34 protein-coding genes and 1 tRNA gene are annotated in these 23,813 nt (G+C 62.7%); 14 read left to right on the top strand and 21 right to left on the bottom strand.

The window, feature by feature from the left end; genetic code table 11:
• Nucleotides 1–26: 26 nt before the first annotated feature.
• Genes N551_RS0129255 through N551_RS0129240 form a run of 4 tightly spaced genes read right to left on the bottom strand, consistent with a single transcriptional unit; the run spans nucleotide 27 to nucleotide 5,749 of the window.
• The gene (locus N551_RS0129255; protein WP_027569940.1) at nucleotides 27–938 is read right to left on the bottom strand and encodes a hydroxymethylglutaryl-CoA lyase; all 912 of its coding nucleotides are present in this window, start codon (nucleotides 936–938) and stop codon (nucleotides 27–29) included.
• A gap of 1 nt (nucleotide 939) precedes the next feature.
• A complete protein-coding gene (locus N551_RS0129250; protein WP_027569939.1) occupies nucleotides 940–2,943 on the bottom strand; it encodes an acetyl/propionyl/methylcrotonyl-CoA carboxylase subunit alpha in 2,004 nt (667 codons plus the stop codon).
• Nucleotides 2,944–2,947: 4 nt separating this feature from the next.
• Entirely contained in the window at nucleotides 2,948–4,552 is a 1,605-nt protein-coding gene (locus tag N551_RS0129245) for a carboxyl transferase domain-containing protein (RefSeq protein WP_027569938.1), read from the bottom strand.
• A 24-nt stretch (nucleotides 4,553–4,576) separates the two neighbouring features.
• The gene (locus N551_RS0129240; RefSeq protein WP_027569937.1) at nucleotides 4,577–5,749 is read right to left on the bottom strand and encodes an isovaleryl-CoA dehydrogenase; all 1,173 of its coding nucleotides are present in this window, start codon (nucleotides 5,747–5,749) and stop codon (nucleotides 4,577–4,579) included.
• Between the two features lie 112 nt (nucleotides 5,750–5,861).
• Between N551_RS0129240 and N551_RS0129235 the strand changes: the two genes are divergently transcribed.
• On the top strand, nucleotides 5,862–6,890 hold the full coding sequence (locus tag N551_RS0129235) for an AraC family transcriptional regulator (protein ID WP_027569936.1): 1,029 nt from the start codon (nucleotides 5,862–5,864) through the stop codon (nucleotides 6,888–6,890).
• Between the two features lie 85 nt (nucleotides 6,891–6,975).
• Here N551_RS0129235 and N551_RS0129230 read toward each other — a convergent pair whose 3' ends face one another.
• The 3 genes from N551_RS0129230 to N551_RS0129220 form a co-directional block, all read right to left on the bottom strand.
• Nucleotides 6,976–7,275: a DUF3551 domain-containing protein gene (locus N551_RS0129230; RefSeq protein ID WP_027569935.1), complete on the bottom strand. Its 300-nt coding sequence runs from the start codon at nucleotides 7,273–7,275 to the stop codon at nucleotides 6,976–6,978.
• A 272-nt stretch (nucleotides 7,276–7,547) separates the two neighbouring features.
• Nucleotides 7,548–8,033, bottom strand: a complete 486-nt coding sequence (locus N551_RS0129225; protein WP_007591345.1) for an Lrp/AsnC family transcriptional regulator — start codon at nucleotides 8,031–8,033, stop codon at nucleotides 7,548–7,550.
• 272 nt (nucleotides 8,034–8,305) lie between these two features.
• Complete coding sequence (locus N551_RS0129220) at nucleotides 8,306–8,611, bottom strand: ETC complex I subunit (RefSeq protein WP_007591346.1); 306 nt, start codon at nucleotides 8,609–8,611, stop codon at nucleotides 8,306–8,308.
• Between the two features lie 259 nt (nucleotides 8,612–8,870).
• Between N551_RS0129220 and N551_RS0129215 the strand changes: the two genes are divergently transcribed.
• Nucleotides 8,871–10,040, top strand: coding sequence for an OpgC domain-containing protein (locus tag N551_RS0129215; RefSeq protein ID WP_027569934.1), 1,170 nt, complete (start codon nucleotides 8,871–8,873; stop codon nucleotides 10,038–10,040).
• Between the two features lie 41 nt (nucleotides 10,041–10,081).
• Here N551_RS0129215 and N551_RS0129210 read toward each other — a convergent pair whose 3' ends face one another.
• A complete protein-coding gene (locus tag N551_RS0129210) occupies nucleotides 10,082–10,276 on the bottom strand; it encodes a hypothetical protein (RefSeq protein WP_027569933.1) in 195 nt (64 codons plus the stop codon).
• Between the two features lie 332 nt (nucleotides 10,277–10,608).
• Between N551_RS0129210 and N551_RS39605 the strand changes: the two genes are divergently transcribed.
• A complete protein-coding gene (locus N551_RS39605) occupies nucleotides 10,609–10,740 on the top strand; it encodes a hypothetical protein (RefSeq protein WP_256374433.1) in 132 nt (43 codons plus the stop codon).
• Nucleotides 10,741–11,107: 367 nt separating this feature from the next.
• Here the strand turns inward: N551_RS39605 and N551_RS0129200 are convergent.
• The 4 genes from N551_RS0129200 to N551_RS0129185 form a co-directional block, all read right to left on the bottom strand.
• Nucleotides 11,108–11,184, bottom strand: a tRNA-Pro gene (locus N551_RS0129200).
• A gap of 126 nt (nucleotides 11,185–11,310) precedes the next feature.
• Nucleotides 11,311–11,796: a DUF192 domain-containing protein gene (locus N551_RS0129195; protein ID WP_027517796.1), complete on the bottom strand. Its 486-nt coding sequence runs from the start codon at nucleotides 11,794–11,796 to the stop codon at nucleotides 11,311–11,313.
• 111 nt (nucleotides 11,797–11,907) lie between these two features.
• Nucleotides 11,908–12,540, bottom strand: coding sequence for a cold-shock protein (locus tag N551_RS0129190; protein WP_018457757.1), 633 nt, complete (start codon nucleotides 12,538–12,540; stop codon nucleotides 11,908–11,910).
• A gap of 198 nt (nucleotides 12,541–12,738) precedes the next feature.
• A complete protein-coding gene (locus N551_RS0129185) occupies nucleotides 12,739–13,500 on the bottom strand; it encodes an NAD-dependent protein deacetylase (RefSeq protein ID WP_027569932.1) in 762 nt (253 codons plus the stop codon).
• Between the two features lie 294 nt (nucleotides 13,501–13,794).
• On the opposite strand from N551_RS0129185, the gene N551_RS39080 reads away from it, so the two are divergent.
• Nucleotides 13,795–13,959, top strand: a complete 165-nt coding sequence (locus tag N551_RS39080; protein WP_007610153.1) for a hypothetical protein — start codon at nucleotides 13,795–13,797, stop codon at nucleotides 13,957–13,959.
• Nucleotides 13,960–14,026: 67 nt separating this feature from the next.
• On the opposite strand, the gene N551_RS0129175 is transcribed toward N551_RS39080, so the two are convergent.
• On the bottom strand, nucleotides 14,027–14,314 hold the full coding sequence (locus tag N551_RS0129175; protein WP_027569931.1) for a hypothetical protein: 288 nt from the start codon (nucleotides 14,312–14,314) through the stop codon (nucleotides 14,027–14,029).
• A gap of 281 nt (nucleotides 14,315–14,595) precedes the next feature.
• Between N551_RS0129175 and N551_RS0129170 the strand changes: the two genes are divergently transcribed.
• Entirely contained in the window at nucleotides 14,596–14,826 is a 231-nt protein-coding gene (locus N551_RS0129170) for a hypothetical protein (protein ID WP_027569930.1), read from the top strand.
• Between the two features lie 139 nt (nucleotides 14,827–14,965).
• Here the strand turns inward: N551_RS0129170 and N551_RS36385 are convergent, their stop codons facing one another.
• The 3 genes from N551_RS36385 to N551_RS39070 form a co-directional block, all read right to left on the bottom strand.
• Nucleotides 14,966–15,187, bottom strand: coding sequence for a hypothetical protein (locus N551_RS36385; protein ID WP_051462969.1), 222 nt, complete (start codon nucleotides 15,185–15,187; stop codon nucleotides 14,966–14,968).
• A gap of 380 nt (nucleotides 15,188–15,567) precedes the next feature.
• Nucleotides 15,568–15,705 (bottom strand): hypothetical protein, encoded by a 138-nt coding sequence (locus N551_RS39075; RefSeq protein ID WP_197031200.1) that lies wholly within the window; start codon nucleotides 15,703–15,705, stop codon nucleotides 15,568–15,570.
• 243 nt (nucleotides 15,706–15,948) lie between these two features.
• The gene (locus N551_RS39070) at nucleotides 15,949–16,101 is read right to left on the bottom strand and encodes a hypothetical protein (RefSeq protein WP_197031199.1); all 153 of its coding nucleotides are present in this window, start codon (nucleotides 16,099–16,101) and stop codon (nucleotides 15,949–15,951) included.
• A 291-nt stretch (nucleotides 16,102–16,392) separates the two neighbouring features.
• Between N551_RS39070 and N551_RS0129150 the strand changes: the two genes are divergently transcribed.
• Nucleotides 16,393–16,620: a hypothetical protein gene (locus tag N551_RS0129150; protein ID WP_027569929.1), complete on the top strand. Its 228-nt coding sequence runs from the start codon at nucleotides 16,393–16,395 to the stop codon at nucleotides 16,618–16,620.
• A gap of 239 nt (nucleotides 16,621–16,859) precedes the next feature.
• On the opposite strand, the gene N551_RS37510 is transcribed toward N551_RS0129150, so the two are convergent.
• Together N551_RS37510 and N551_RS0129140 are read right to left on the bottom strand one after the other, a co-directional pair.
• On the bottom strand, nucleotides 16,860–17,036 hold the full coding sequence (locus tag N551_RS37510; RefSeq protein WP_081747961.1) for a DUF2934 domain-containing protein: 177 nt from the start codon (nucleotides 17,034–17,036) through the stop codon (nucleotides 16,860–16,862).
• A 157-nt stretch (nucleotides 17,037–17,193) separates the two neighbouring features.
• On the bottom strand, nucleotides 17,194–17,490 hold the full coding sequence (locus N551_RS0129140; protein WP_007591377.1) for an HU family DNA-binding protein: 297 nt from the start codon (nucleotides 17,488–17,490) through the stop codon (nucleotides 17,194–17,196).
• Between the two features lie 410 nt (nucleotides 17,491–17,900).
• Here N551_RS0129140 and N551_RS0129135 point away from each other — a divergent pair, with 410 nt between their 5' ends.
• The 7 genes from N551_RS0129135 to N551_RS0129105 all read left to right on the top strand — a co-directional run bounded on the left by N551_RS0129135 (nucleotide 17,901) and on the right by N551_RS0129105 (nucleotide 21,780).
• Nucleotides 17,901–18,086 carry a hypothetical protein gene (locus tag N551_RS0129135; protein ID WP_007591378.1) on the top strand — a complete coding sequence of 62 codons (186 nt, stop codon included), beginning with the start codon at nucleotides 17,901–17,903 and terminating at the stop codon, nucleotides 18,084–18,086.
• Between the two features lie 246 nt (nucleotides 18,087–18,332).
• Nucleotides 18,333–18,635 (top strand): hypothetical protein, encoded by a 303-nt coding sequence (locus tag N551_RS0129130; protein ID WP_007610128.1) that lies wholly within the window; start codon nucleotides 18,333–18,335, stop codon nucleotides 18,633–18,635.
• A 126-nt stretch (nucleotides 18,636–18,761) separates the two neighbouring features.
• Nucleotides 18,762–19,034: a hypothetical protein gene (locus tag N551_RS0129125; RefSeq protein WP_027569928.1), complete on the top strand. Its 273-nt coding sequence runs from the start codon at nucleotides 18,762–18,764 to the stop codon at nucleotides 19,032–19,034.
• 338 nt (nucleotides 19,035–19,372) lie between these two features.
• Nucleotides 19,373–19,549 carry a hypothetical protein gene (locus tag N551_RS36380; protein ID WP_007610124.1) on the top strand — a complete coding sequence of 59 codons (177 nt, stop codon included), beginning with the start codon at nucleotides 19,373–19,375 and terminating at the stop codon, nucleotides 19,547–19,549.
• Between the two features lie 204 nt (nucleotides 19,550–19,753).
• On the top strand, nucleotides 19,754–20,263 hold the full coding sequence (locus N551_RS0129115; RefSeq protein WP_027569927.1) for a hypothetical protein: 510 nt from the start codon (nucleotides 19,754–19,756) through the stop codon (nucleotides 20,261–20,263).
• 170 nt (nucleotides 20,264–20,433) lie between these two features.
• Nucleotides 20,434–21,444, top strand: a complete 1,011-nt coding sequence (locus tag N551_RS0129110; RefSeq protein WP_155809978.1) for an acyltransferase — start codon at nucleotides 20,434–20,436, stop codon at nucleotides 21,442–21,444.
• 132 nt (nucleotides 21,445–21,576) lie between these two features.
• The gene (locus N551_RS0129105) at nucleotides 21,577–21,780 is read left to right on the top strand and encodes a DUF3072 domain-containing protein (protein WP_051462968.1); all 204 of its coding nucleotides are present in this window, start codon (nucleotides 21,577–21,579) and stop codon (nucleotides 21,778–21,780) included.
• 139 nt (nucleotides 21,781–21,919) lie between these two features.
• Here N551_RS0129105 and N551_RS0129100 read toward each other — a convergent pair whose 3' ends face one another.
• The 3 genes from N551_RS0129100 to N551_RS0129095 all read right to left on the bottom strand — a co-directional run bounded on the left by N551_RS0129100 (nucleotide 21,920) and on the right by N551_RS0129095 (nucleotide 22,963).
• A complete protein-coding gene (locus N551_RS0129100; RefSeq protein WP_027569924.1) occupies nucleotides 21,920–22,150 on the bottom strand; it encodes a hypothetical protein in 231 nt (76 codons plus the stop codon).
• Between the two features lie 325 nt (nucleotides 22,151–22,475).
• Nucleotides 22,476–22,757 carry a hypothetical protein gene (locus N551_RS37505; protein WP_371180131.1) on the bottom strand — a complete coding sequence of 94 codons (282 nt, stop codon included), beginning with the start codon at nucleotides 22,755–22,757 and terminating at the stop codon, nucleotides 22,476–22,478.
• Nucleotides 22,758–22,762: 5 nt separating this feature from the next.
• Entirely contained in the window at nucleotides 22,763–22,963 is a 201-nt protein-coding gene (locus N551_RS0129095) for a hypothetical protein (protein ID WP_027569923.1), read from the bottom strand.
• A 302-nt stretch (nucleotides 22,964–23,265) separates the two neighbouring features.
• Between N551_RS0129095 and N551_RS0129090 the strand changes: the two genes are divergently transcribed.
• Nucleotides 23,266–23,664, top strand: a complete 399-nt coding sequence (locus N551_RS0129090; protein WP_027569922.1) for a VOC family protein — start codon at nucleotides 23,266–23,268, stop codon at nucleotides 23,662–23,664.
• Nucleotides 23,665–23,813: the final 149 nt, after the last annotated feature.

Here is a 23,813-nt window from a genome sequence, read left to right as displayed (position 1 = left end):
CTTCGCTGCGCTCGCAATGACGGGAATTAGGAAGTCGCGCGCTTCCTCCTAGCGTTCAGCGCGGACGCCACGCGGCTCACGGGCGGTTTGCCCAGCACGCCGCTCATCTCGTTCGTCGCCGCCAGCAACCGATCCATGTCGACGCCCGTCCTGACGCCCATGCCCTCGAGCATATAGACGACGTCCTCGGTCGCGACATTGCCGGTCGCGCCAGGCGCGTAGGGACAGCCGCCGAGGCCGCCGGCGGCGGCGTCGATGACGCGGACGCCCTGCTCCAGCCCGGCATAGAGATTGGCGAGTGCCTGGCCGTAGGTGTCGTGGAAATGCATCGCGAGGTTGGCGGGAGGGATGTTGGCGCTGACCGCGCGCAGCATCTCCTTCGCCTTTTCGGGCGTGCCGACCCCGATGGTGTCGCCGAGCGAGATTTCGTAGCAGCCGAGCTCCCACAGCGTGGTGGCGAGATCGGCGACGGCTTTCGGCTTGATCTCGCCGTCGAACGGACAACCGAGCACGCATGAGATATAGCCGCGAACCGGCACACCATCTGCCTTGGCGCGTGCCAGCACCGGCTTGAACCGTTCGATGGACTCCGCGACCGTGCAATTGATGTTGGCCCGCGAAAAGCCCTCGGAGGCCGCCGCGAACACCGAGACGATCTTGGCGCCGGCCGCGCGCGCCGCGTCATAGCCCTTCTCGTTCGGCACCAGCACGTGGAACTCGCCGCCGGTCAGGTGGCTGACGCCGCGCAGCACAGCGTCCGAGCTCGCCATCTGCGGGATCGCCTTGGGCGAGACGAAGGCGCCGACCTCGACTGTATTGAGGCCGGCTGCGACCAGAGCCTCGATGAAGGCGATGCGGGCCTCGACGCTGACCGCCGTCTTCTCGTTCTGCAGGCCGTCGCGCGGCCCCATTTCGATGATGCGGACGGGATCGCTCATCTCATTCTCCGGAAGGCTCGACCACGGCGAGCTCGACGCCCTCCTGGACGATGTCGCCGACCTTGCATTTGATGGACTTCAGCACGCCGGCATAAGGCGCGCGCAGCGTCTGCTCCATCTTCATCACTTCCAGCGTCAGGATCGGCGCGCCCTTCTCGAGCTTGGCACCCTCCTCCGCCAGCACGGCGACAACGGTACCCGGCAAGGGCGCCGCGATCTTATCCGCGCCGGCCTGCTCCTCCATCTCGCCGCCGAACGGATCGACCCAATGCAGGTCGAATCGCCCGTTGCGCGTGCGCAAATACAGCTCATGGCCATCGATCACGGCCGCGACCGACGTTTTGACGCCGTCAAGCGTCAGATCGAAGCCGCCGTCCTTCACCACGATCGTGAACGCCAGCTCGCGCTCGCCGATCACCAGTGTGGACGGGCCGCTGCCGTAGTTCAGCCTAACCTTCTGCTCCGGCCCGTGGCCGACGCGGAACGCAAAGCCGCGCTGGCGGCGGCCGACCGGTTGCCAGCCAAAGGTTTGCCAGGGCGAATTCGCTTCCGCCTGCGCGGCCTGCCGCTCGTCGTTGATCACGGCGGCCACCGCGGCACACAGCTCGAGCTCTCCCGCCGCCGGCGTGGCCTGCGTCAGCACCGCCAGCTCGCGCTCGATGAAGCCAGTGTCGATCGCATTCGCCCTCACCTTCGGATGCGTGATCAGGGCGGAGAGAAACGGGATATTGGTGACGATGCCGCGAACGTCTGAGTCCTCAAGCCCGCGGTTCAGCCGCTCGATCGCGACATCACGCGTCGGCGCCCAGGCGATCATCTTCGCTAGCATCGCATCATAGTACGGAGAGACGGCATCGCCCTCGCGATAGCCCGCGTCGATGCGCAGGCCGCCGGTTTCCGCGGGCAACCGCCAGGTCGAGATCTTGCCGACCGAGGGCATGAAGTTCTTGGTCGGGTTCTCCGCGTAGACCCGAGCCTCGACGGCATGTCCGTTGAGCTTGATCTGATCTTGTTTGAGCGGCAGCGCTTCGCCGAAGGCGACGCGCAACTGCCACTCGACCAGGTCGATGCCGGTGATCAGCTCGGTCACGGGATGTTCGACCTGGAGACGGGTGTTCATCTCGATGAAGAACACGTCCTTGCCGTCGGAGACGAACTCGATAGTGCCGGCGCCGACATAGTTGACGGCCCCGGCCGCTTTTCGCGCGGCGGCGCAGACCGTCTCACGTTGGGCGGGATTGAGCGTCGGCGACGGCGCCTCCTCGATCACCTTCTGGTGGCGGCGCTGCAGTGTGCATTCGCGCTCGAACAGCGACAGCAGATTGCCGTGGCTGTCGCCGATCACCTGCACCTCGATGTGGCGGGGATTGTCTACATATTTTTCGATCAGCATGCGGTCGTCGCCGAACGCGGCCTTGGCCTCGCGCTTCGCACTGACGATCGCAGGCGCGAGTTCATCCGCCGAGCGAACGATGCGCATGCCGCGGCCGCCACCACCGGCGGACGCCTTCACCAGAATGGGGAAACCGACCTTCTCGGCCGCCTTCGCCAGCGTGGCATCGTCCTGGGCCTCGCCGTGATAGCCGGGCACCAGCGGTACGCCGGCCTTCTCCATCAGCGCCTTGGAGCCGGATTTCGAGCCCATTGCGGTCATCATCGCGGCGGTGGGGCCGACGAAGACCAGGCCGGCGTCGAAACACGCCTGCGCAAACTCGGCATTCTCCGACAGGAAGCCGTAGCCGGGATGGATCGCCTCCGCGCCGGTCTTGCGCGCGGCCTCGATCAGCCGCTCGACGTTGAGATAGCTGTCACGGGCACGTGCGGGACCGAGCAGCACGGCCTCGTCGGCGAGCGCGACATGCATCGCGTCGCGGTCGGCCTCGGAATAGACGGCCACGGTGCGCAGGCCCATGGCGCGCGCGGTGCGGATCACGCGGCAGGCGATCTCGCCGCGGTTGGCGATCAGGAGCGTGCGAAAACGGCGGTAGAGCTTTGAGCGGTCCATCGCATCACATCCTGAACAGGCCGAATTTCGTCGGCTCGATCGGCGCATTCGACGCCGCCGAGAGGCCGAGGCCGAGCACCAGCCTTGTATCGGCCGGGTCGATCACGCCGTCGTCCCAGAGACGCGCGGTCGCGTAATACGGGTGCCCCTGGCTCTCATATTGCGCGCGGATCGGCTCGCGGAATTTATCTTCCTCTTCTTTCGACCAGCTATCGCCCTTCGCCTCGATATTGTCGCGCCGGACCTGGCTCAGCACCATCGAGGCCTGCTCGCCGCCCATCACCGAGATGCGCGCATTCGGCCACATCCAGAGGAAGCGCGGCGAGTAGGCGCGGCCGCACATGCCGTAATTGCCGGCGCCGTAGGAGCCGCCGATCACGACGGTGAATTTCGGCACCGACGCCGTCGCGACCGCCGTCACGAGTTTCGCACCATCCCGCGCGATGCCGCCGGCTTCGTATTTCTTGCCGACCATGAAGCCCGTGATGTTCTGCAGGAACACCAGCGGAATGCCGCGCTGGCAGCACAGCTCGATGAAATGCGCCCCCTTCAGCGAGCTCTCGCTGAACAGGATGCCGTTGTTGGCGATGATACCGACCGGAAAACCCCAGACGTGGGCGAAGCCGCAGACCAGTGTCGTGCCGTAGAGCTTCTTGAACTCGTCGAACTCGGAACCATCAACGACGCGCGCAATGATGTCGCGCACGTCGAACGGCTTGCGCCCGTCGACGGGCACCACGCCGTAAATCTCCACCGCCGCGAACAAGGGATCACGCGGCGGATGCATGTTGAGGTTTGGTCGTACCGATGGCTTCAGCGTGCCGACGATGCGGCGGGCGATGCCGATCGCGTGTGCGTCGTTCTGGGCATAATGATCGGTCACGCCCGATTGCCGCGAGTGCACGTCGGCGCCACCAAGCTCCTCCGCGGTCACCACTTCGCCCGTCGCCGCCTTCACCAACGGCGGCCCGCCGAGGAAGATCGTGCCCTGGTTACGCACGATGATGCTCTCGTCCGACATCGCGGGGACATATGCGCCGCCAGCGGTGCAGGAGCCCATCACGATCGCAATCTGCGGGATGCCTTGCGAGGACATCTGGGCCTGGTTGTAGAAGATGCGGCCAAAGTGACGCTCGTCCGGAAAGATCTCGTCCTGCAGCGGTAGAAAGGCGCCGCCGGAATCCACCATGTAGACGCAGGGAAGATTGTTCTGCCGCGCCACGTCCTGCGCGCGCAGATGCTTCTTCACGGTCATGGGATAATAGGTGCCGCCCTTGATGGTGGCGTCATTGGCGACGATCACGCATTCGCGGCCCGCGATGCGCCCGACCCCGGTGACGACGCTCGCCGAATGCACGTCGCCGCCGTAAAGGCCATAGGCCGCGAGCGGCGACAGCTCCATGAACGCGGTGCCGGGATCGACCAAGAGGTCGACGCGCTCGCGCGCCAGCATCTTGCCGCGTGAGGTGTGGCGGTTGCGCGAGACCTCGCCGCCGCCGCCGGCGACCTGGCTCAGCTTTTCGCGCAGATCCGCGACGAGGGTGCGCATGGCCTCGGAATTGCGGGCAAAGTCCGACGAAGACGTATCGATGCTGGAATGGAGCGGCATGTTGATTCCAATTGCGTGAAGGTTTTAAGCCGTCTCAGCCATCAATTCGCGACCGATCAGCATGCGCCGGACCTCCGAGGTGCCGGCGCCGATCTCGTAGAGCTTTGCATCGCGCCACAGGCGTCCGACCGGAAATTCGGATGTGTAGCCGACCCCGCCCAGCGCCTGGATCGCCTCGCCCGCCATCCAGGTCGCCTTCTCGGCGGAATAGAGGATCGCAGCGGCGGCGTCCTTGCGCAAGCTGCGCGCGTGATCGGCGCGGTCGCAGGCACGCCCCACCGCATAGACATAGGCGCGCGTGGCCTGCCAGGTCGCATACATGTCGGCAAGCTTGCCCTGCATGAGCTGGAAGTCGCCGATCGGCTGCCCGAACTGCTTGCGCTCGTGCATGTAGGGCACCACCGCGTCCATGCAGGCCGCCATGATCCCGAGTGGCCCGCCCGAGAGGACCGTGCGCTCATAGTCGAGCCCGGACATCAGCACCCTGACGCCCTCGCCGACCTTGCCAAGCACGTTCTCCTCCGGCACCTCGCATTCGTCGAAAAACAGCGGATAGGTGTTGGAGCCGCGCATGCCGAGCTTGTCCAGATGCTGGCCGTGGGTGAAGCCCTTGGCCCCCTTCTCGACCAGGAAGGCGGTCATGCCGCGCGGGCCCGCTTCCGGATCGGTCTTTGCGTAGACCACCAGCACGTCGGCATCGCCGCCATTGGTGATCCACATCTTCGAGCCGTTGAGTACGTAGCGGTCTCCGCGCTTGTCGGCGCGCAGCTTCATCGAGACGACGTCTGAGCCGGCGCCGGGCTCGGACATCGCGAGCGCGCCGACAAACTCGCCGGAGATCAGCTTTGGCAGATAGCGCTCGCGCTGCGCATCATTGCCGTTGCGGCGGATCTGGTTGACGCAGAGATTGGAGTGCGCGCCGTAGGAGAGCCCGACCGCGGCCGAGCCGCGCGAAATTTCCTCCATCGCGACGATATGGGCGAGATAGCCCATGTTGGAGCCGCCATATTGCTCCGGCGCGGTCATGCCGAGCAGGCCGAGGTCGCCGAAGCGCTTCCAGAGGTCCGCCGGGAACAGATTGGCTTTCTCGATATCGGCGGCACGCGGGGCGATCTCCGCCTCCACGAAGGCGCGCAGCGTGTCGCGCAGCATGCTGATGTCTTCGCCCAGATCGAAATCGATGCTCGGGATATTCAAGGCGATTCCTCCGTATTTTGGGGACCAAACCTAGCGGCATCGGGGCCCTTCTGCGGTCGAAAAGGTTGCATTTTCCGCCAAACTTGGCGAGGATTTTTCCAGAGGATGTCCGATGCCTTTTCAAGTCGCAACCGCGATCCCGCGCCGTGCCGTGACCCCTGCCGCCTTCGTCCGCGGCGTCGTTGCCGCTTACGAACGCTACGGCCGCGATCCGACCGAGGCGCTGAGCCGGGGTCAGGTAACGCCAGACCTTGTCAATTCTCCGGATGGGCGGGTCACGGCCGGCCAGTTCGAGGCGCTGGCGGGTCATGCCATGCGCGAACTCGATGACGAGGCGCTCGGCTGGTTCTCGCGGCGGCTGCCCTTCGGCACTTACGGCATGCTGTGCCGCGCCTCGATCACCGCCCCGACGCTGGAAGTCGCGCTCAAGCGCTGGTGCCGGCACCACCGCCTGCTGACCGAGGACGTGCTGCTCGATCTCGCCGTCGGCGAGGAGACCGCCGTCGTGTCCATCCGCGAGCTGCGCGACCTCGGGCCTTTGCGCGAATTCTGCCTGGTCACCCTGCTCCGCTATGTTCTCGGCTTTTCCTGCTGGGCCGTGGATTCCAGGATCGCGCTCCGCGCCGCGGAATTTCCGCACCCCGAGCCCGGCCACGTCTCGGTCTATCCGACCATCTTTTGCCGAAACATCCGCTTCGATGCGGACCGAGCTTCCATCACCTTCGACAAGCATTATCTGTCGCTGCCGCTCACCCGTAGCGCGGCGGACCTCGACAACATGCTCAAGGGCGCGCTGCGGCTGACCGTACTACCCTATCGGCGCGACCGGCTCCTGGTCGAGCGCGTTCGCCGCGTGCTCCGCAATGCGCGCGGACGCAGCCTCGGAGCCGAGGATGTCGCGAGCGAGCTGGCGCTCTCCACCCGCACCATGCATCGGCGCCTGCGCGATGAAGCGACCTCGCTGCGCGATCTCAAGGAAGAGGCAAAATTCGAGCTCGCCAAGCAGGAGCTGATGCGCGGTCGCAACCCGATCAAGCGGATCGCGGAGATCGCCGGCTTCCGCAACGAGAAGAGCTTTTCCCGTGCCTTCCGCACCTGGGCCGGCGCCTCCCCGCGCGAGTTTCGCGGCAGGTATCGCTGACGGTATCGCTGACGCGCGGGCTGTCATGCTGTTGCGGCCTCCGCGATCCGACTCGGAGGCCGCAACATTTCGAAACCGGTCTCGATCAGTTCGAGTTGGTCTGCCCACCCGGGCGAAGCTTGGTGCGCGACTGCGTCTGCTTCGGCTGGAAGGCAAGCGCGTCGGTCGAAGTCTTCGCGCCGCCGCTCTGCGAGCACGAGCCGCCGATGCCGCCGGCCGCGGCCCGGCAGGCCTCCATCGTCGGATAGCCGCAGCCGTGTGCGGCCTGGGCGCCATTGGTGATGCAGTAGTCTTCTGCCTGGGCAGCCGGCGCGGTCATCATGAGAAACGCAGATGCAAACAGCGTCGCAGCGGATGCGACGAACGTCTTCGAGGTCGGGGTCATGTTGTCTTTTCCTGCTTCAGGGTCCCACAAAAGAGGCCTCGGCATGCGACGCAGGCTGAGGTTCACAGCTCGCATGTAGGCCGGCGCCAGGAACCGGCAATCACGGCTCGGCGCATTGCAGAACTTCCTAAATCACATGTCGCAGTTAGGTGAGTTAGTTATATTTTATCCGTCTTATCCGAACCTGTATCCCGGCAAGGGGATCACTCCCGCGCCTTCGGAGTTTTGGATGTCGTTGTGCCCGCCACGCTTTAGCACCCGTCCCCGCCGAACTATCCTGCCGCCGCGATCTCCTGCAACGGCAGCGGCACGTCCTTCGCCACACCCAGCACCGGGAAGCTCCGGACGTTCTTCACGTTCGGCATCGCGGCGAAATGCAGGAGCTGCTGGCGCATGCTCTCGACGCTCGGCGCCACGCATTTGAGAAGATAGTCGGTGTCGCCCGAAATCCGCCAGCACTGCTGGATGCGCGGAATCGCGGCGATCGAGCTCTCGAACGCCGCCAGCACCGGCTGGGCCTGGCTGCCGAGCTGGATCGAGACGAACGAGACCACCTCGTAGCCGAGCAGCCGCTCATCGATCACGGCGCGCACCGCCCGGATCACACCGCGGCTGAACAGCGATTTCAGCCGCCTCACGCAGTTGGGCCCGGACACCCCGACGCGCAGCGCCAGCTCGTTGTTGCGAACCCGCCCGTCCTGCTGCAATTCGGAGAGTATTTTCAGATCGACGCCGTCGAGCTGGTCACGCCCCGCCATACCCCACCTCGCCATGAGCCTGTCTTGCGCGGCAGCGAAGCACGGGGCGGAATGGCTGCCAAGGGCAGGACCATGGGAAGAACCATGGGAAGAACCGGCGTGATTGACCGAGCTTGTCCCGGCCGTCCGCGCCTTTTCACGCGGAGGCTAAAACGTAGATGCCCGGGACCCGGCTCCGCCAAGGCTTGCCGGGCATTCGGTGTTGGGCCGGCGAAGCTTCAGCGAAGACTGCAAGCCCGGGCGCGACGAGAGTCTCGACGCGTGGCCCGCCTTCAATGCGTCCAGGGCTCGCCGCGGCGGAACGAGAAATTGTCCGCATAGGCGACCGGACGGCGCACCGATTCCTTCGGCTCGATCACCTGGTAGGCGATGCCCTTGCGCTCGCAATAGGCGACCGCCTCTTCCTTGCTGTGGAAGTGCAGCGTGATCTGCTGCTTCATGTCGCCGGACGAGGTCCAGCCCATCAGCGGCTCGACCGCGCGCGGCTGCTCGGGCTCGTAGTCGAGCTGCCATTCCTTGGTCTTCGACCGGCCGGATTGCATCGCGTTCTTGGCGGGCTTGAAAATGCGTGCGGTCATGGATGGTCCGGGCCTCTTGTTCGTCTTTTCGTCCGATTTCGATGCGTCACGGTAGCAGTTGGTGGAAACCGCGGGCATAGTATAGAGACACCTTTTGGGAACTGATCGGTGATTCCGGCCCCCGGGATGGCTCGCCGATGGGTATAATCATTATGCTGCATCGTGACAATTGCGTACCCGCCTTCCGCGCCGGGGTCTCGCCCGGCGGCCCTGCTTCGTTGACATCTCCCTGTCCGTCCCCTCCGAAAGCTCCCGTCGCATGTCCTTCCTGAACATCAACGCCACGCTCCCCGAGAAGGGCCGTGACCTCAGGCTCGACCTGTTTCGCGGCATTGCGAACTGGGCGATCTTCCTCGACCATATCCCCGACAACGTGGTGAACTGGATCACCACCCGCAATTACGGCTTTTCCGACGCCGCCGATCTGTTCGTCTTCATCTCCGGCTACACCGCATCCTTCGTGTATGCGCGGATGATGCTCGAGCGCGGCTTCCTGGTCGGCGCCACCAGGCTAACCAAGCGGGTCTGGCAGCTCTACGTCGCTCACATCATCCTGTTCGTGATCTACATCGCCTCGATCAGTTATCTGGCGCTGCGCTTCGGCGATTCAGAGATGATCAACGAGTTCAACGTCGCCGGCCTGGTCGACAACGCCACCGAGACGCTGCGCCAGGGCCTGTTCCTGCGCTTCAAGCCACTCAATCTCGACGTGCTGCCACTCTACATCGTGCTGATGGGACTGTTTCCGCCGGTGCTCTGGTTCATGCTGCGCAAGCCAGACCTCACCATGGCGCTCTCAATCGTGCTGTGGCTCGCCGCCCGGCATTTCGGCCTGAACCTGACCGCCTATCCGGCCGGCCAGTGGTACTTCAACCCGTATGCCTGGCAGGTGCTGTTCGTATTCGGCGCCTGGTGCGCCATGGGTGGCGCGCGGCGCTCGATGACGCTGATCAACGCGCCGGTCACGCTGTGGCTCTGTCTCGGTTACATGCTGTTCGCGCTGGTCATGACCATGGCTGGTCGTTTCCCGACCCTCGGCGGCATGTTCCCGGAATGGCTGTTCTCGGCGTTCAACCCGAACGACAAGACCAACCTCGCGCCCTACCGCTTCATCCACTTCGTCGTGATCGTGATCCTGGTGATCCGCTTCGTGCCGAAGGACTGGCCGGGCCTGGAATGGAAAGGGTTCGACCCCATCATCGTGTGCGGCCAGCAGTCGCTCGCCGTATTCTGCGTCGGCGTGTTCCTGTCCTTCGTCGGTCATTTCGAGCTGTCGATGAGCTCGGGCTCGCTGTTTGCGCAGATCTTCGTCAGCGTCGCCGGCATCGCGATCATGACGACGGTGGCCTATTACATCTCCTGGTCGAAGAAGCAGGACAAGCCGCTGAAGCCGCCGCCGCCCAAGCCTGCGGCCGCAAAGGCCGCTTGAAGGGCAGCAGCGATACCGCGCCGGACAACAGCGACGCCGCTTCAGGCCGCCGCTTCGCTATCGTACTCGGTGAATTTCTTGTAGATCCAGTCGCGGCCGTCGTGGCGGCGCCAGACCTTGCCGTAAACTAGCTGCCCGTTGATCGAGCGGCGCGGCACGAGCACGGTCCAGAGGTGCCAGATCTCGGTCCAGCTCGCCTGCGGACCGGTGGTTCGGACGTTGCGATCGAAAGACATGATGCAGAACTCACAGGATACGAGCACTGCGACGAACTGTGATGTCGTGTGAGCACGAATTCAGGCAACCCATCGCGAGCCGGACCGATCTGATAACAGTCACGAAGGCGGCCGCAACAACCGCTCGCCCTTAACCTAACCGGTCAACCTTACTTCCTGTGAGCGCGTGGCAAGACCGGTTGAAAGCGCTCGCCGATTTTCCTAGACTGTGTGCGATTTGAGAATGAGCGCGTCGTTTTGAGGACGCGCGGTGATTTCCAGGCTGACGCGAATTTTTGAACAATTGATGGGCGGGGGCCACCACGATGAATTTGCAATGTGCATGTCTGCGCTTGGCGCTGCATTCGACGCCGCCTGCTCTGCCCGCCAAGACGCCGGAGCAAGAGCCGCGGAAGGTCGCGAACGACAATCAGCTGGCCTGGCCGTTCCTGCCGTTTCCGTTCGGCTGGTACGCGACGAACTGATGGTTGGAAAAGCGTAACGCCGCGCAAGCGGAATATCATCGCTTGGCGGCGTCCGTTAGGCATTGGGCGCTGAAATCCCCCAACACCTATATGTCTAGGGCGACGCCTAAAGGTTCGACAAAGTTTTACGATTTCCGCGCCGTCCGACCCGCCCAATGCCTTGAAAAATCGCGCGGAAGTCGCGTTGCGCAGGGAATGAGCGCCGAGGGTTTAGGAAGGCTTTGGCAGCTCCGGCATCTGCATCGAACGCGGCTGGTCGGCTTGGCCTGGATCGCCGCGCTCGGCTGGAAACCGCGCTCGCCTGGATCGCCTGGCGCCTCGCCGAATGGCTGTTTTTCTCTGGTGCCGTTCCGACCCACCTCCGGACTGGTCGGGGCAGCTGGATTCGAACCAACGACCTGCAGTACCCAAAACTGCCGCGCTACCAGGCTGCGCTATACCCCGAATGTCCGGCGAGCCCCGTCGATACACGCTTCCCAAAGCGCCAGCAAGCCTTCCAAAGGCGCCAGCAAGCTTCCCAAAAGACCGTCAGGACGGGGGCATTGGCCCTGCCAATAGCCCCTTGCCCGCCTACTTGCTGCCGAACAGCGGGTGGCCGACGCGGTCGCCGGCGCGGATACCATATTTTTGCGCCGTCCCCGCCACCACCTCCAGAACGGCCCGCGCGGGCCCCCTGGATGAGATGATCTTTGTCGACATCGGCTCGGTATTTTCGGCGATGCGCAGGATGCGGCCGTCGGCGCGAATGAAGATCATGTCGAGCGAGACGTAGGTGTTCTTCATCCACATTGACACCTCCTGCTCGGGATTGAAGTCGAACAGCATGCCTTTGCCGTCCGCCAGTTCCTTGCGGTACATCAGGCCGGTCTGCTTCTCCTCCTCGGTGGTCGCGATCTCGACCGAGAACACCTGCACGCCGTTCCTGGTGACGATCTCGAGCGGCTGGAAGCTGGCGGCGCGGACGGGTGCGCTCGCGACGGCACAGCCGGCGATGACGAGGATGGCGGCAAGCCAGCCCTTCGCAACGGCGAAGACGGCCTTTCGATCGAAATTCATGGATGGCTCTCGAGGCGTGGGACTGGACCAGTCCTTACGTGGCGGTCGCCGGAAAAGCCAGAGGCGCGCCGGCGAGCCAGCGCGCCTCTGCTCACGATCGCGGGAATGGAATTAGTGGGACGAGACCGGCGATCCCGTCTCGGGATGGATCTCGGCCGCCATCATGCCCTTGGAGCCGGGCCCGAAGCGGACCAGGACATACTGGCCGGGCCGCAACTCGGTCATGCCGAAGCGGCGCAGCGTCTCCATGTGCACGAAGATGTCGGGCGTGCCCTCGCCGCAGGTCAGGAAGCCGAAACCGCGCAGCCGGTTGAACCACTTGACCTGAGCCCGCTCCAGCCCGCTGGTCGCAGTCACCGTGACATGGGTGCGCGGCGGCAGCATCTGCGCTGGATGGATCGCAGTCGACTCGTCCATCGAGACGACGCGAAACGCCTGGTAGCCCTTGGCGCGCTGAATGCACTCGACGACGATGCGGGCGCCCTCATAGGCGGTCTGGAAGCCGTCGCGTCTAAGCACGGTAACGTGCAGGAGGACGTCGGGCCAGCCATTGTCGGGAACGATGAAGCCGTAGCCCTTTGAGGCGTCGAACCATTTGATGACGCCGTGAACCTCGACGAGGTTGGCGCTGCTCTCACCAAGCCCGGTGAAGGGACTGAGTGCGCTGTCGCGACCGCCACCGCCGTGTTCGCCCACCGCGGGAACTCCGACCTTCTTGGACTCAAATCCGTCCGACGACCCCATAACCCCGGACCCCACACATGCCATGCAACCCGCCTGAATGGCGGCGCCGAATCACGCGTCTTTAGAGAATCTTCTCAACTCGACGCGACGCGAATCTTTCGACTCAAAAGATAACACTCCCGGTTGCGACGCATAGACAAAAAAGAGATTCGGCGGAACCTATGAACAGCTTGCACAGCCGCGAATCAAATTGCTGCCTCAATTACCGACAAAGGGCCCGAGCGTTTCGCCGATGTCGTGGCGGATCACGAGGTCGGCGATGTCGTCCTGCTCGGTGGGCTCGCGATTGACGATCACCAGACGTGCGCCTGATCTCTTCGCCATCATCGGAAAGCCCGCGGCCGGCCATACCACCAGCGAGGAACCGATCGCGATGAAGAGGTCGCAGGCTTGCGACAGCGCGGTCGCGCGCTGCATTTCGTCCTCGGGCATCATCTGGCCGAAGGAGATCGTGGCGGTCTTCACCGGCTCGTCGCACACGGTACAGTTGGGCGCGGCGCCCTCCTTGTCGAAGCGGCGCTTGACCCAATCAAGCGGATAGGCCTGACCGCATCCGATGCAGCGCGCATACGTGGTGTTGCCGTGAAGTTCGATCACGTGGTCGCTCGCGACGCCTGAGGCCTGGTGTAGATTGTCGATGTTCTGGGTGATGATCGCGGGAACCTTGCCGGCACGGTAGAGCGAGGCGAGCGCGCGATGGCCGCGGCCGGGCCTGGCCGCCGCAAAGACCTCCTCTATCGCGAAGCGCCGGCGCCAGGATTCGTCGCGCGCCTCCTGGCTGGCGACGAACTCGTCGAATGGGATCGGGCGGTTGCGCGTCCAAATTCCGCCCGGCGAGCGGAAGTCGGGGATGCCGCACTCGGTCGAGATGCCGGCGCCGGTGAACGGCACGATACGTTTGGCTTCGGCGATCATGTCGCCGAGACGCTCGACGCCGCTGCGAAGATCCGATGCAATCAACGCGGCCTCCCGTTTTGCTTTGCCGATTGGCTTGGCCGATCGGTTTTGCCGATTTGTTTTTGCGCTAGCTGCAACATGGGCAAGCGACAAGATTGTTGACGCGGTTATCCACCGCGGCGCACGACGTGGTCGGCAATTTTTTCCGCCCCTCGCTTATCACAATCCTGCAATGCCTCCTCCCCATTGACGCCCCAATCAGAAGCGCCAATGCATGTGTTGACGCGACTCAACGTGATTGCGGCGGCAGTGCTTGAGTTCAGTAGGACACATACTCACGTGCAGAGGGGATTTGAAATGACCGAGGACGAACAACGTAAAATCCGCGAACGCGAAGAGATCGCCGCCCGTGTCGCCGCCTTCCGTGCCACCCAGGAAAAATTCAAGCGCGAGCGTGACGAGTATTTCGTGTCGACGCTCGACAACGCGCGCAAGGTGGAGCGGCCCTCGCTCTGGCCGTAACGACACCACATCACCGAGCATGAAAAAAGCCCGGAGCGTTGCTCCGGGCTTTTCATTTGGTCAGCCGTTACCAGTGACGGTAATAATGGTGGCGGCGGTAGTACGGTCCATCGCCGTAATAGGCGTACGGACCGGGGCCGTAAGCATAAGCCGGGCGGCCATAGTAGCCGTACCCCGGGCCGTAGCCGTAAGGGTGGGACGCGGCGACGGCGCCCGCGGTGATAGCGCCGGCGGCGAGGCCGAATGCGAGGCCCGGACCGATGCCGCGGCCGCGCGCCTCGGCGGGCGCAGGCGCCGCGACCGCGGTCACGCCGACGGCCGCTACGGTAGCCAGAACTGCCAGTGTCTTCCTCATCATCAATCTCCTCCTTCGTGTCTCGCATAAACAACGCCGGCGCGGTGCGATGGTTGCGCGCAAGGCTGTGGAACCGAGCTCGGATTAAATCCGCCACGCATGGAACAGGCGCGCGTTCCGCGAATTGCTTGTTCAAGTGCGGACGCCTCCGCCATCCGGTTGAGGCAACAGCACGAAGACCCCGTCAGCATCACCAATGCTGGCGGGGTTTTCAGTTTCACGGACAGCAAATTGGCAACGCAGCACAATTGCTGCCAGCGGGGAGCGTCCAGGAGGATAAAGTGCCGATATCCAGATTGCTGGCCCGTATCCGCAGGCTGGTTCCGAGATCGGGCGATCAGCATTACGACGAGATCGTCCGCAGTTTCGGTGTCGGCACGCTGCGCCCGCCGCCGACGCCGATGAGCGACGGCGAGTTGGCGCGGGCCATTGCCGAGTTCCTTAAGGAACAGCCGTCGAGCGAGTCCGTAGGCGCCCTCGGCCGGCGGCTCGACCCCACCACCCCGCTTTGAGCGCCGGTCCGTCTTGTCCGGGAACATGCGCTTCGCGCGCACGTTGGCGTAGCCTTCAAGGAGAAAAGAGGCCGACATGCCCGTTTGGCTCGAAGTCCTGCTCAACCTGTCCGGTTATGCCGGTTTCGTGGCGCTCGCCTCACATGGCACCGCGTGCCCAGGGAATTGCGCCGACCATCAGATCTCCGGCGACGACCGTTAATTCGTGTGAGGTGACCGCGACACGCGTGTCCTCGAGCTGTGGCCGCAGCGAGACGCTGATCACCACGAACGCCAGACAAAAGAGCGTGCCGACGATGGCGACGCGCCGGTAGGTGTGGCGGTCGCCCTGATAAAAGCTCGGTTCTGAAAAAGGTGTCATGAATTCGTTCTTGGCAAAATTGCTCGTTGGCCAAAGTCGCTTGTTGGCAAAGTCGGTTCCAGAGGTCGCCAGACACACCTATCCCAAGCAGCGGCAAGCGCAACGCGATTGGGCTTTTAACCTAACCGAATAGGGTTCTCGGCTTCGCGGCAATCTTCCGTTAGGAATTGGCCAAGCGTCTCCAGAACTCGGCGAGCCGCCTCAAGCTCGCGCGAAAGCCGCGGCTGCGGAGCTTGTGGCGATCCGCCGTCCGGCTTTGTTCCAGCTTCACCTGCTTTTCGTTCTCGAAGAACGAATCGGAATCGCAGAAATCGGCGCGAAGCAGGTCTTAACTCTTCGTTTGTGCGCAAACGATCGCATCATCGCAAACGGTCGCGCGCTCACATCGCGTCATCGGATTTCGATCGCGGTGGCACCTGCGGCACCGACGGCCTGCCTTTGCGCAAGCGCGGATGCCGGTCGTACCAAAACACTTTTGCGATCTCGGCAAACATCTCGAGAAACCAGCACGCATCCATGTCGCGTCTCCCTCGCCTGATCTCATAGCGAGGAGACGCCAACGGGACTGTGCCAAGCATCACGCCAGCTGGGTCAGAGAGGGCGTGTCCCGCATCGACACAGAAGCCACGGCTTGTTCTGCATCCGACTCCACTTCGTTCGCAAAGAACGAATCGGAGTCGAGGAATCAGCGCAAAACGATTCCTAACGATCGGTGAAGGCAGGCGCGATTGCCTGTTATCGTCGACGTAGTGCGACGCTCATCACGCTGCGCGCTTCACCGTCTCCTTCCCCGACAGATCCTTCTCCGAAAAGCATTCGAGGATCTGGATGCGGAGTTCTTCCGCGGCCGGACCTTCGAGCTTCCTGAGCTGATTCCAGAGCCTGATCACTTCGCGTTGTTTCTCGACAGTCATGGGGACCTCCAACCAAATGGTCGCCGCCAAAAGAGATGCTTCACTAGAACAAACTAAGAACAGAAAGTCCAGCCCCTCCCGCGAAATTCGCCGGGCACATCGCCTTGAGCCTTCCGCGCGTCGGCGCGGTTGCTTTTTGGGTTTTCAACCTTAAGTTCGAGAACGCGGCCGGCGGCGCGGCGCTGAAATCCCATCGCAGCCAGCCAGGAAGGCCCCGTGCGAAAGCGCGGGGTTTTTCTTTTGGGGAACGCGCCATGGCCCTCCCCGTTAGTCATTCCGGAGCGAGGGACCGTGACCAGAAAATACTACGCCGTCGAGGTGGTGCGTCAGATCGAGGAGACCGTGGAAATCATGGTCGAGGCGCCGGATCAGACCGCCGCACATGATGCAGCGCTTGCGCACCTGAAGGCGCGCGGCTCCGAGTATCAGTGGCTCAATCCCAAATGCGATTTCGTCGTCTGGCGCGAGCGCCAGGTCGATACGCCGGCGATCGTCGACGTGTCCGTGTCGGCGGAGTAGCAGCCGGAACGAATTTTTTCGTCTCGCGTTGTCAAACCGAATTCAGTGGTGCTGGCGGCATGTCGCGACGCGGCCGACCAGCTTGAAGAGCCCCGGTCCCTAAGCCCGGGGTTTTTCTTTGAGGCGGCCGCCATCCAAGCGATGGCCCGAACAGCAAAGCAGCCACCCGGGCGTTACGCCGGGTGGCTGCTTTGAGAACTGTCGACGCTCGCCTCTGTCCGCCTCTTAGACCTGCAAAGTCAGACCGGCAGATTGTCGGTAATCCCGGGCGGGACTTCGCTTTGCTTGGTCCGCTCGGCGAGAAGCTCTTTTTCGGCCTCGTACCAGAATGTGTCCATCGTGCCCGCGGGCTCGCCGGCCTCCTTCCAGAGGTGATAGGCGCGGTTTCGAATCTCTACTTCACTGAGACCAGTCATGTGATTTCTCCCTTTCGGAAGCAAAGCCTGACGACGCCCGAGAGTTCCCTAACAGAGTTCCTTATTGGTTCAGCACAAGCAAGCGGTCATTGCAGCACTCCGCGGCAGCACTCCGCGAAAAAGAGGGTCCACAACGAAAACGCGAGCAGGCTAGCCCTTAGACGGAGTCCTTGGCCACCTTCAGCGGCGAGGCCTTCACCGACTTGCTCGCCGGCTTCGCGGCGAACTGCATCGGCTCCTTGGTGAAGGGATTGACGCCCATGCGGGCTTCGGTCGCCGGCTTGTTCACAACCGACATCTTGACGAAGCCGGGAATGACGAACTCGCCGGACTCGTTGAGCTCCTTGTAGCCGACGGTTGCCATGTACTCGATGACTGACTTCACGTCGTTCTTCGACAGCTGCGTACCCTCGGCAATTGCATCGATCAACTGAGTCTTGGTCATCTTCGCCATGTCTGAATTTCCTTCTGTGCGCGCGAGCAGGCTTTGCTCAGGACGCGGTCCAACCGCGCAACGCGCTTCTGATTCATGCCAACTTTCATGAAGTGACGGGGCTTAGAACCCATCGACGCCCAAAACGCAAGCAGGGGGTTCTGGGGGAGCCCGGACGCCCCGGCAAAGATGCCGCAGCTTGCGCCGTTTCCGCGTTGAACCATTTTCTTCCTGAGGCGTCTAACTCTTTGAAGTCCCCAAGCTTCACCCCATCAGAGAGCCCCGCTTCCCCCAGGCGGGGCTTTCGCCTTTTCTGGGGGACCCGGCCGCGCAATGCCGATCAGGCTGGCCCCCAGGTCTGCGCCTGGGGCCGCGCGGGTGACCGTCACAAGGCAGGTTCTCTTTTCCGGTCATCTCCTGCATAATGCGGCATGGCAAAAACAAAAGTGACCTTCAAAACCGTCCGCATTGCAGACAACGACTGGAAAATCCTGGCGGATTACCCGGACAGCGAACAGCGCGAAATCAAGGGCTTCACCAGCAAGGCAGATGCCGACGACTGGATCAACGGCGACCGCAAGATCGCGTGGCTCCGCTCCCAGGGATACGCCAAGTAAAGCGCGCATAAAGTCACGCGCGCATCGTGTGACGCCCTTAGGGGTATGAGGCGCGCTTCGTCCCTCCCCCGTTCCAGATGTTCTTTCCGTGCCGGCGCATTGCCGAGCAGGCGGCAATGCCCGCTTGTCTATCGCCTCGCGGGGGGCGCCCGGTCGAGAAACCTGTTGCCGGGCATGCGCCGTTGAGACTTCGGTAACCTAACCCCTCCAAGCTCCTCTCAGTATCGTTGCGTTGGAGTACCCACAGTGCTGGATTTTAACGAGCTGCGTGAACTCGCAGCCGATGTTCGCGTGTTCGTCGAAATTGCCGAGGACAAGGCCGAAGCGCTTCGCGCTGTCATCACCGCCTATGACGTGGTGCTCGCGATCTTCCCGTCCGGAGAGGGCATGGGCCTCCACGTCATCAAGGGCGGCGAGATCCTGGACCAGATTGCAAAATCACGAACCCATGCGAGCTACAGCCACACGGCCATCGCGGTTCCAGACCTGGAGCATGCGGAAGTGCTCAAGCACCTGACGGGCCCGGCCGACCAGCGCATTGCGGCTTAGAGCGTTTTCAAAGGAAGTCGATAGCGGTTCGCGCGCAGACGAGAACTTTTGCACTCTGGAACGCCCTGTTTTAGGAACAGGGCTTCTGCGCTCCCGTTGGCCTACTCAACCAACCAGGAGTTTGAGATGAAGAAGTTCATCATTGCGACCGCCGCCCTCGGCCTCATGTGCGGCTCTGCCTTTGCCCAGACCCAGACCGGCCCCGCCGCGCAGTCGGACAACATGCAGAAGCCCGGCATGAACAACACGGACAAGGGCACGATGACGAGGGGCACGACGGGCATGAGCCATGACGGCACGAGCAAGGGCGGAATGGTGAGGCCCGACGCCTCCGGCCAGGGCGGCTCCGGCCCCGGCAGCGACCAGGGCGGCACCAAGACCCGCAGCAACATGAAGTAAGCCGGTTTCCTATATCGCTTGCCTCTTGGCCGCGTCGCTTTCCAAAAGGCGGCGCGGCCATTTCATAACGGGTCCCGATGGAAACCTGTCGCCCCAAGCCGCGTTGTCCAACGCACTGCCGGGTGACAACCGGACGCAATGGGGATGTTGGACGCGGCGCATTTTTCCGGTTTCTGCCCGCGACATCAACGCATCGGTACGCGCTGACAACTAACCTGTTCCCGGCAAGTGCACTCTTACAAAGTGCACCCTCAATACTGCACTCCTCACATAGGTGCGCGCACCGGAACGGTCAGGTCTCGCGCGAGTTGACCTATTACCAGGACAAGGAGATCGTCATGAGCGTTGAAGGTAAAGTGAAGGAAGGCGCCGGGTTCATCAAGGAAGAGATGAACGAACACGGCAAGTCCCCTGAGAGCCAGAAGAAAGCCCAGGAAGGTCGCGACTTGCGCAATGAAGGCCGGATCGAAGATGGCAAGCCGCCGAAGACGACGAAGCCCGGCACCGGTCACTAGACCGCGTTTCGAAAACCCCGTTTGCTAAAACCGCCCCTGGTCATGTCAGGGGCGGTTTTTCACGTTCATGACCAGGCGATATGTGACCATGCGATCTTTCGGTGGTGCGATCCTCCAACGATAGCGGACGTCTCGAACCATGCAGCGCGATGCTGGTAGAACGCTCCGGCTATTGTATGGTCGGACGTTTCTTACGAGGGGCTGATGAAGATTGCCATTGTTGTCGCCGGCGTGATCGTTGTTGCCGCGGCCGTTCTCGTGGCGGTCCAGCCGAGCTTTCTGAAGCCTGCGTCACTGGCACTCGTGCAAAAGTCCGACATCCTCGGCTTTTCGCCCGGCATGACATTCGACGAGACCAACAAGCTCATCACGCAACGTCGCTACCGCTGCCGTCAGCTTCGCGATTCCTACGTCCTCGAATGCGCAGTCGACGGCGCCAAGGTCACGATCTTTGCCGACGACGTCGACCCCAAGAATCCGGACCCCAAACATCCCATCTGGCGCGTCAACGCGGAGTTGAGCAATCCGGGCCCCCAAGACGCTGCCGTCAAATCGATATCCGACCAGTTCAACGCCCAGCCAACCGGGGATGCCCGGGAAGGATGGATATGGACCGTCGGTCGTGGGCTGAAGCTGAGCTACGACGGCGCCGCCTTGAAGCTGGTGGACGAGGCAGAGGAAATCAGGCGGGGCAAGCAGGAAGCAAAGCGCTAGGGAGTGCTCCTGTGGTCGTGCCTTGGAGGAAGGGCACAGCAATCAATCCGCCTCAGATGCATGCCTCACCCTAAAGCATCCGACACCCATTCTATCGCATCCGCGCAACTGTTCCTTAATGGGTTTCTCGCCTAAATTGCACTATTCTGGAATGAACGTGGCGAGGCTTGGTGCGAATCTTCGCGGGTGTACAGGCGATGCGCGGCGTCGCTGCGCTGTCGGTGGTCTGCGGACACGCAATCAGTGCGCGACCCGACATGGTCGGGCCGGAGCTTGCCGAGGGTGCGCTGACGATACTTGCGAGCGGCGTCGACATCTTCTTCGTGATCTCCGGCTTCATCATCGCGACCACGGCGACGGCACAACACAACCCGCTGGATTTCGCTTTCAGACGGGCCCTCCGAATTTTTCCGCTCTATTGGCTGGTGTTGCTGGCGGCGTTTGTCAGCTCCTCCTGGATCGCGCTGGCGCCGGGCGGCCGACCCGCTCTCGATCTCGGAACCATCTTCGCATGGACCTATCCGAACTGGTACCTTGGCCCAGCCTGGTCGCTGGCTTTCGAACTGCACTTCTACGTCGCCGTCGCCATCGTCCTGGCGATCAAGCCGGACCGGCTGTTCGAGATCTTGTTCGCTGGATTCGCCCTGGTCATTCTTGCTCTCGTCTTCGGCCTGGAGGCCGGGATCTACTTTCATCCGCTGGTGCTGGAATTCGGTGCCGGCGTTGTCATCGCCTATCTCCAGAGAAGCGGACGATTGCGCTTTTCGCGCCACTTCCCCGCCGTTTCCGCGGGCCTGTTCGCGGCCGGGTGGTACTGGATTTTCGTGCGCGGCGCGGCCGACCCGCAATTCGCGCGCGTCCTGACCTATGGCCTCGGCGCGGGATTGCTGATCCATACCGTGGTCGCTGTCGAGATCGAAGGACGCTCCTTCTCACCGGTGCTGCAATGGCTCGGCAAGATCTCGTACGCGTTGTATATCGTCCATTATCTGGTGGTGAAATGGATCGCCAGCTTCGACGGACTGTGGCTTCTGTCGACCGTCGGGACAATCATCGCGGGCATCCTGCTCTCCATCGGTCTCGCCGCCGCCTTGCACGTCGCCGTTGAGGCACCGATCCTCGATTGGGGGCGCAAGCTAAGTCTGATGCGCAGACGCCGATCGCTGCCGGCCGTTCCGTGATCATCTCCCGACGCTGATCCGGGCAAAGTGCGCCCCTGGCTGCGTCAGGGGCCGGCCACGAACAAATAAGGAACAAAAAGCATCAGTCGGCATTGAGCCTGAAAAGGAGAGATCGCCGTGACTGACAACAAGATGGCTGGCAACACCGCAGGCAACACCCAAAAGGATCCGAAGGATTGGGTCTCCGGGGACGACCCGATGACCGGCGCCCAGGAATCCTACCTCAAGACCCTCGCCGAGCAGGCCCACAAGCCCCTCCCCAAGGAGGATCTGACCAAGGCAGAGGCGTCAGAGCTGATCGACACGATGCGGCAGAAGGCCGGGCTCGAGAAGTAAACGGCGCTGCATTTCGAAACCCGAAAGATGGGCGGCGGCTGACAGGGAGGCCGCCCATCGCCGCCTCTCACGAAGCGCCAATTCACCCCCATCATCGCCGGCGAGCGCGGTCCTCTGCGGCAGGTTCGCGGCCAGACAGCTAATCGCTTTCGACGACCCTCACAGCCAGCTCAGCGACCGCACGCCGGCCGGCCGCGACGAGGCCGTCGATCTCGCGTGTCTCGTGCTTGGCGCAGTGGATGATCCGTTCGGCGACATACCGGCGCGCGGTGTAGGCTTCCATCACCTCAGGCATCATCTCGCTGACGCGCTCCAGCGCCCTGTCCATGTGCGACAGCGTTCGTTCGTTGAACTCCTCCAGAAGCAACATCACCTGTCCTCAATCTCATAATGAATACGGCTAGTCGTGTTGGCGGGCGGACGCCGATCGAGGCATGCACGCTCCGTCCCGCGAGACGGGAGAGCCTGACTCCACCGATGATCTGAAGTGCCGCCAATACTGGAGAATTGCAGGCGTTCGGCCAACGCGGCATTCACAAACGTTAAGCGTGATGCGTTTCGTTGGCACCTGCGGCGTCAGTGCACTGTCCCGTAAGGTAGCCGTCGGTGCTCGCGAACAGCACCGCGATCACGCAGTTAACTGCGTGTCACGTAATGCGTAATTCCCGACGCATAGGCCAAGATCTGACCCACGGTCATTGCCAGATCACTTCGGCAGACCGCGAATTGCCAGCTTGACGACTGTAAGGACAACGAAGGCGGGCGCGCCGTAAACGATGGCATTCACGGCCCAAGTGATGGCGACGCCCAGGAAAACGGAACTGCCAACCGCTCCCCAGAAAAAGGTAGGCTGCGGATATGCCCGGCATCTCCCATGCCATCACAGCGATGGAGTAGTCGGTGAGCTGCTCCATGACGAGCAGCACCGTCGAGACGAGCGCCCCGATTGCCAGTGCGACGATGAGAACGGATTTCATTGTGTTCAAAGGCCCAACAGCCCCATCAAGATCGGAATCATAAAATAAGCTGCCAAGCCGAGGAGGCCTCCTACGGCAAGCTTCACCCAACGCCGTTGGATTTTCGGCTCGAGCCATGTCGCCAGTTTGACCCAGAGCGCATACGCCCATCCAGCAACAATCGATCGGATCAGCGCAAACAGAAGCTCACCTAGGATATTGGCCATGGCCGTTAGTCGCGTCATTGCCGCGAGGAGTTCATCTGCGAGCGGCTACACAAGCCTGTCCACCCGTGAGTGAAGTGGCCAGTTCTGCGGTTTGCGTCACCGTTCTGACGGCCCGGTTCGCGCTGTGGGGCACTTCGCGTGAAGGGGCTCGTGGTCTAGCGCTTGAGCACTGCCATCGCAATTCATGCCCTTAGTTCGCACGCTCGGCGCGGCGTCGTGACTGCTGACATCAGGGTGGCAGCAGCGGTGTGCGACGAGCCCCGCGATGCCGCTCAAATCTGCGGTCAACCAAAGGACATGCCATGAAGTTCGCCTCCACTCGCCTGATCGCCACCGACATCAAAAGCATGGTTTCGTTCTACGAAATGATCACCGGAGTTTCCGCCGAATGGCTCGCGCCGGTGTTCGCCAAGATCGTGACGCCGGGCGCCAACCTGGCAATCGGCGCAGCCGAGACGGTCGCGCTCTGGAAAGAAAACAGTGCCGAGCCCGGCGCCAATCGGACCGCCGTGATCGAGTTTCAGGTTGAGGACATCGATGCGGATTATGAGCGCCTGAAAGACAAGGTCACACTGGTGCACGAGCTGAAAACGATGCCATGGGGCAACAGGACGTTCCAGTTTCGTGACCCCGAAGGCACCGCAGTATCGCTCTTCACGCCGCCGGCCGAGCAGGCCGGAAAGCGCCTCGCGACGCAATAGGCTGCGGCAGCAGACCGCCCCGCACACACTGCCAATGGCGCGTGTGCGCCACTGGATTTGCGGTGAAAGTGCATTGAAATTTCGCCGGCTGATTTACTTCATCAGCCGGCTTCGCCCTCATGGACATGTGCACCCGCCCCCCTGCCCCT

This window comes from Bradyrhizobium sp. URHA0013 (genome assembly GCF_000518345.1).
Classification (GTDB): domain Bacteria; phylum Pseudomonadota; class Alphaproteobacteria; order Rhizobiales; family Xanthobacteraceae; genus Bradyrhizobium.
Note: the sequence above shows the minus strand (reverse complement) of the source record. Positions and strands in the feature narration are given on the sequence as shown.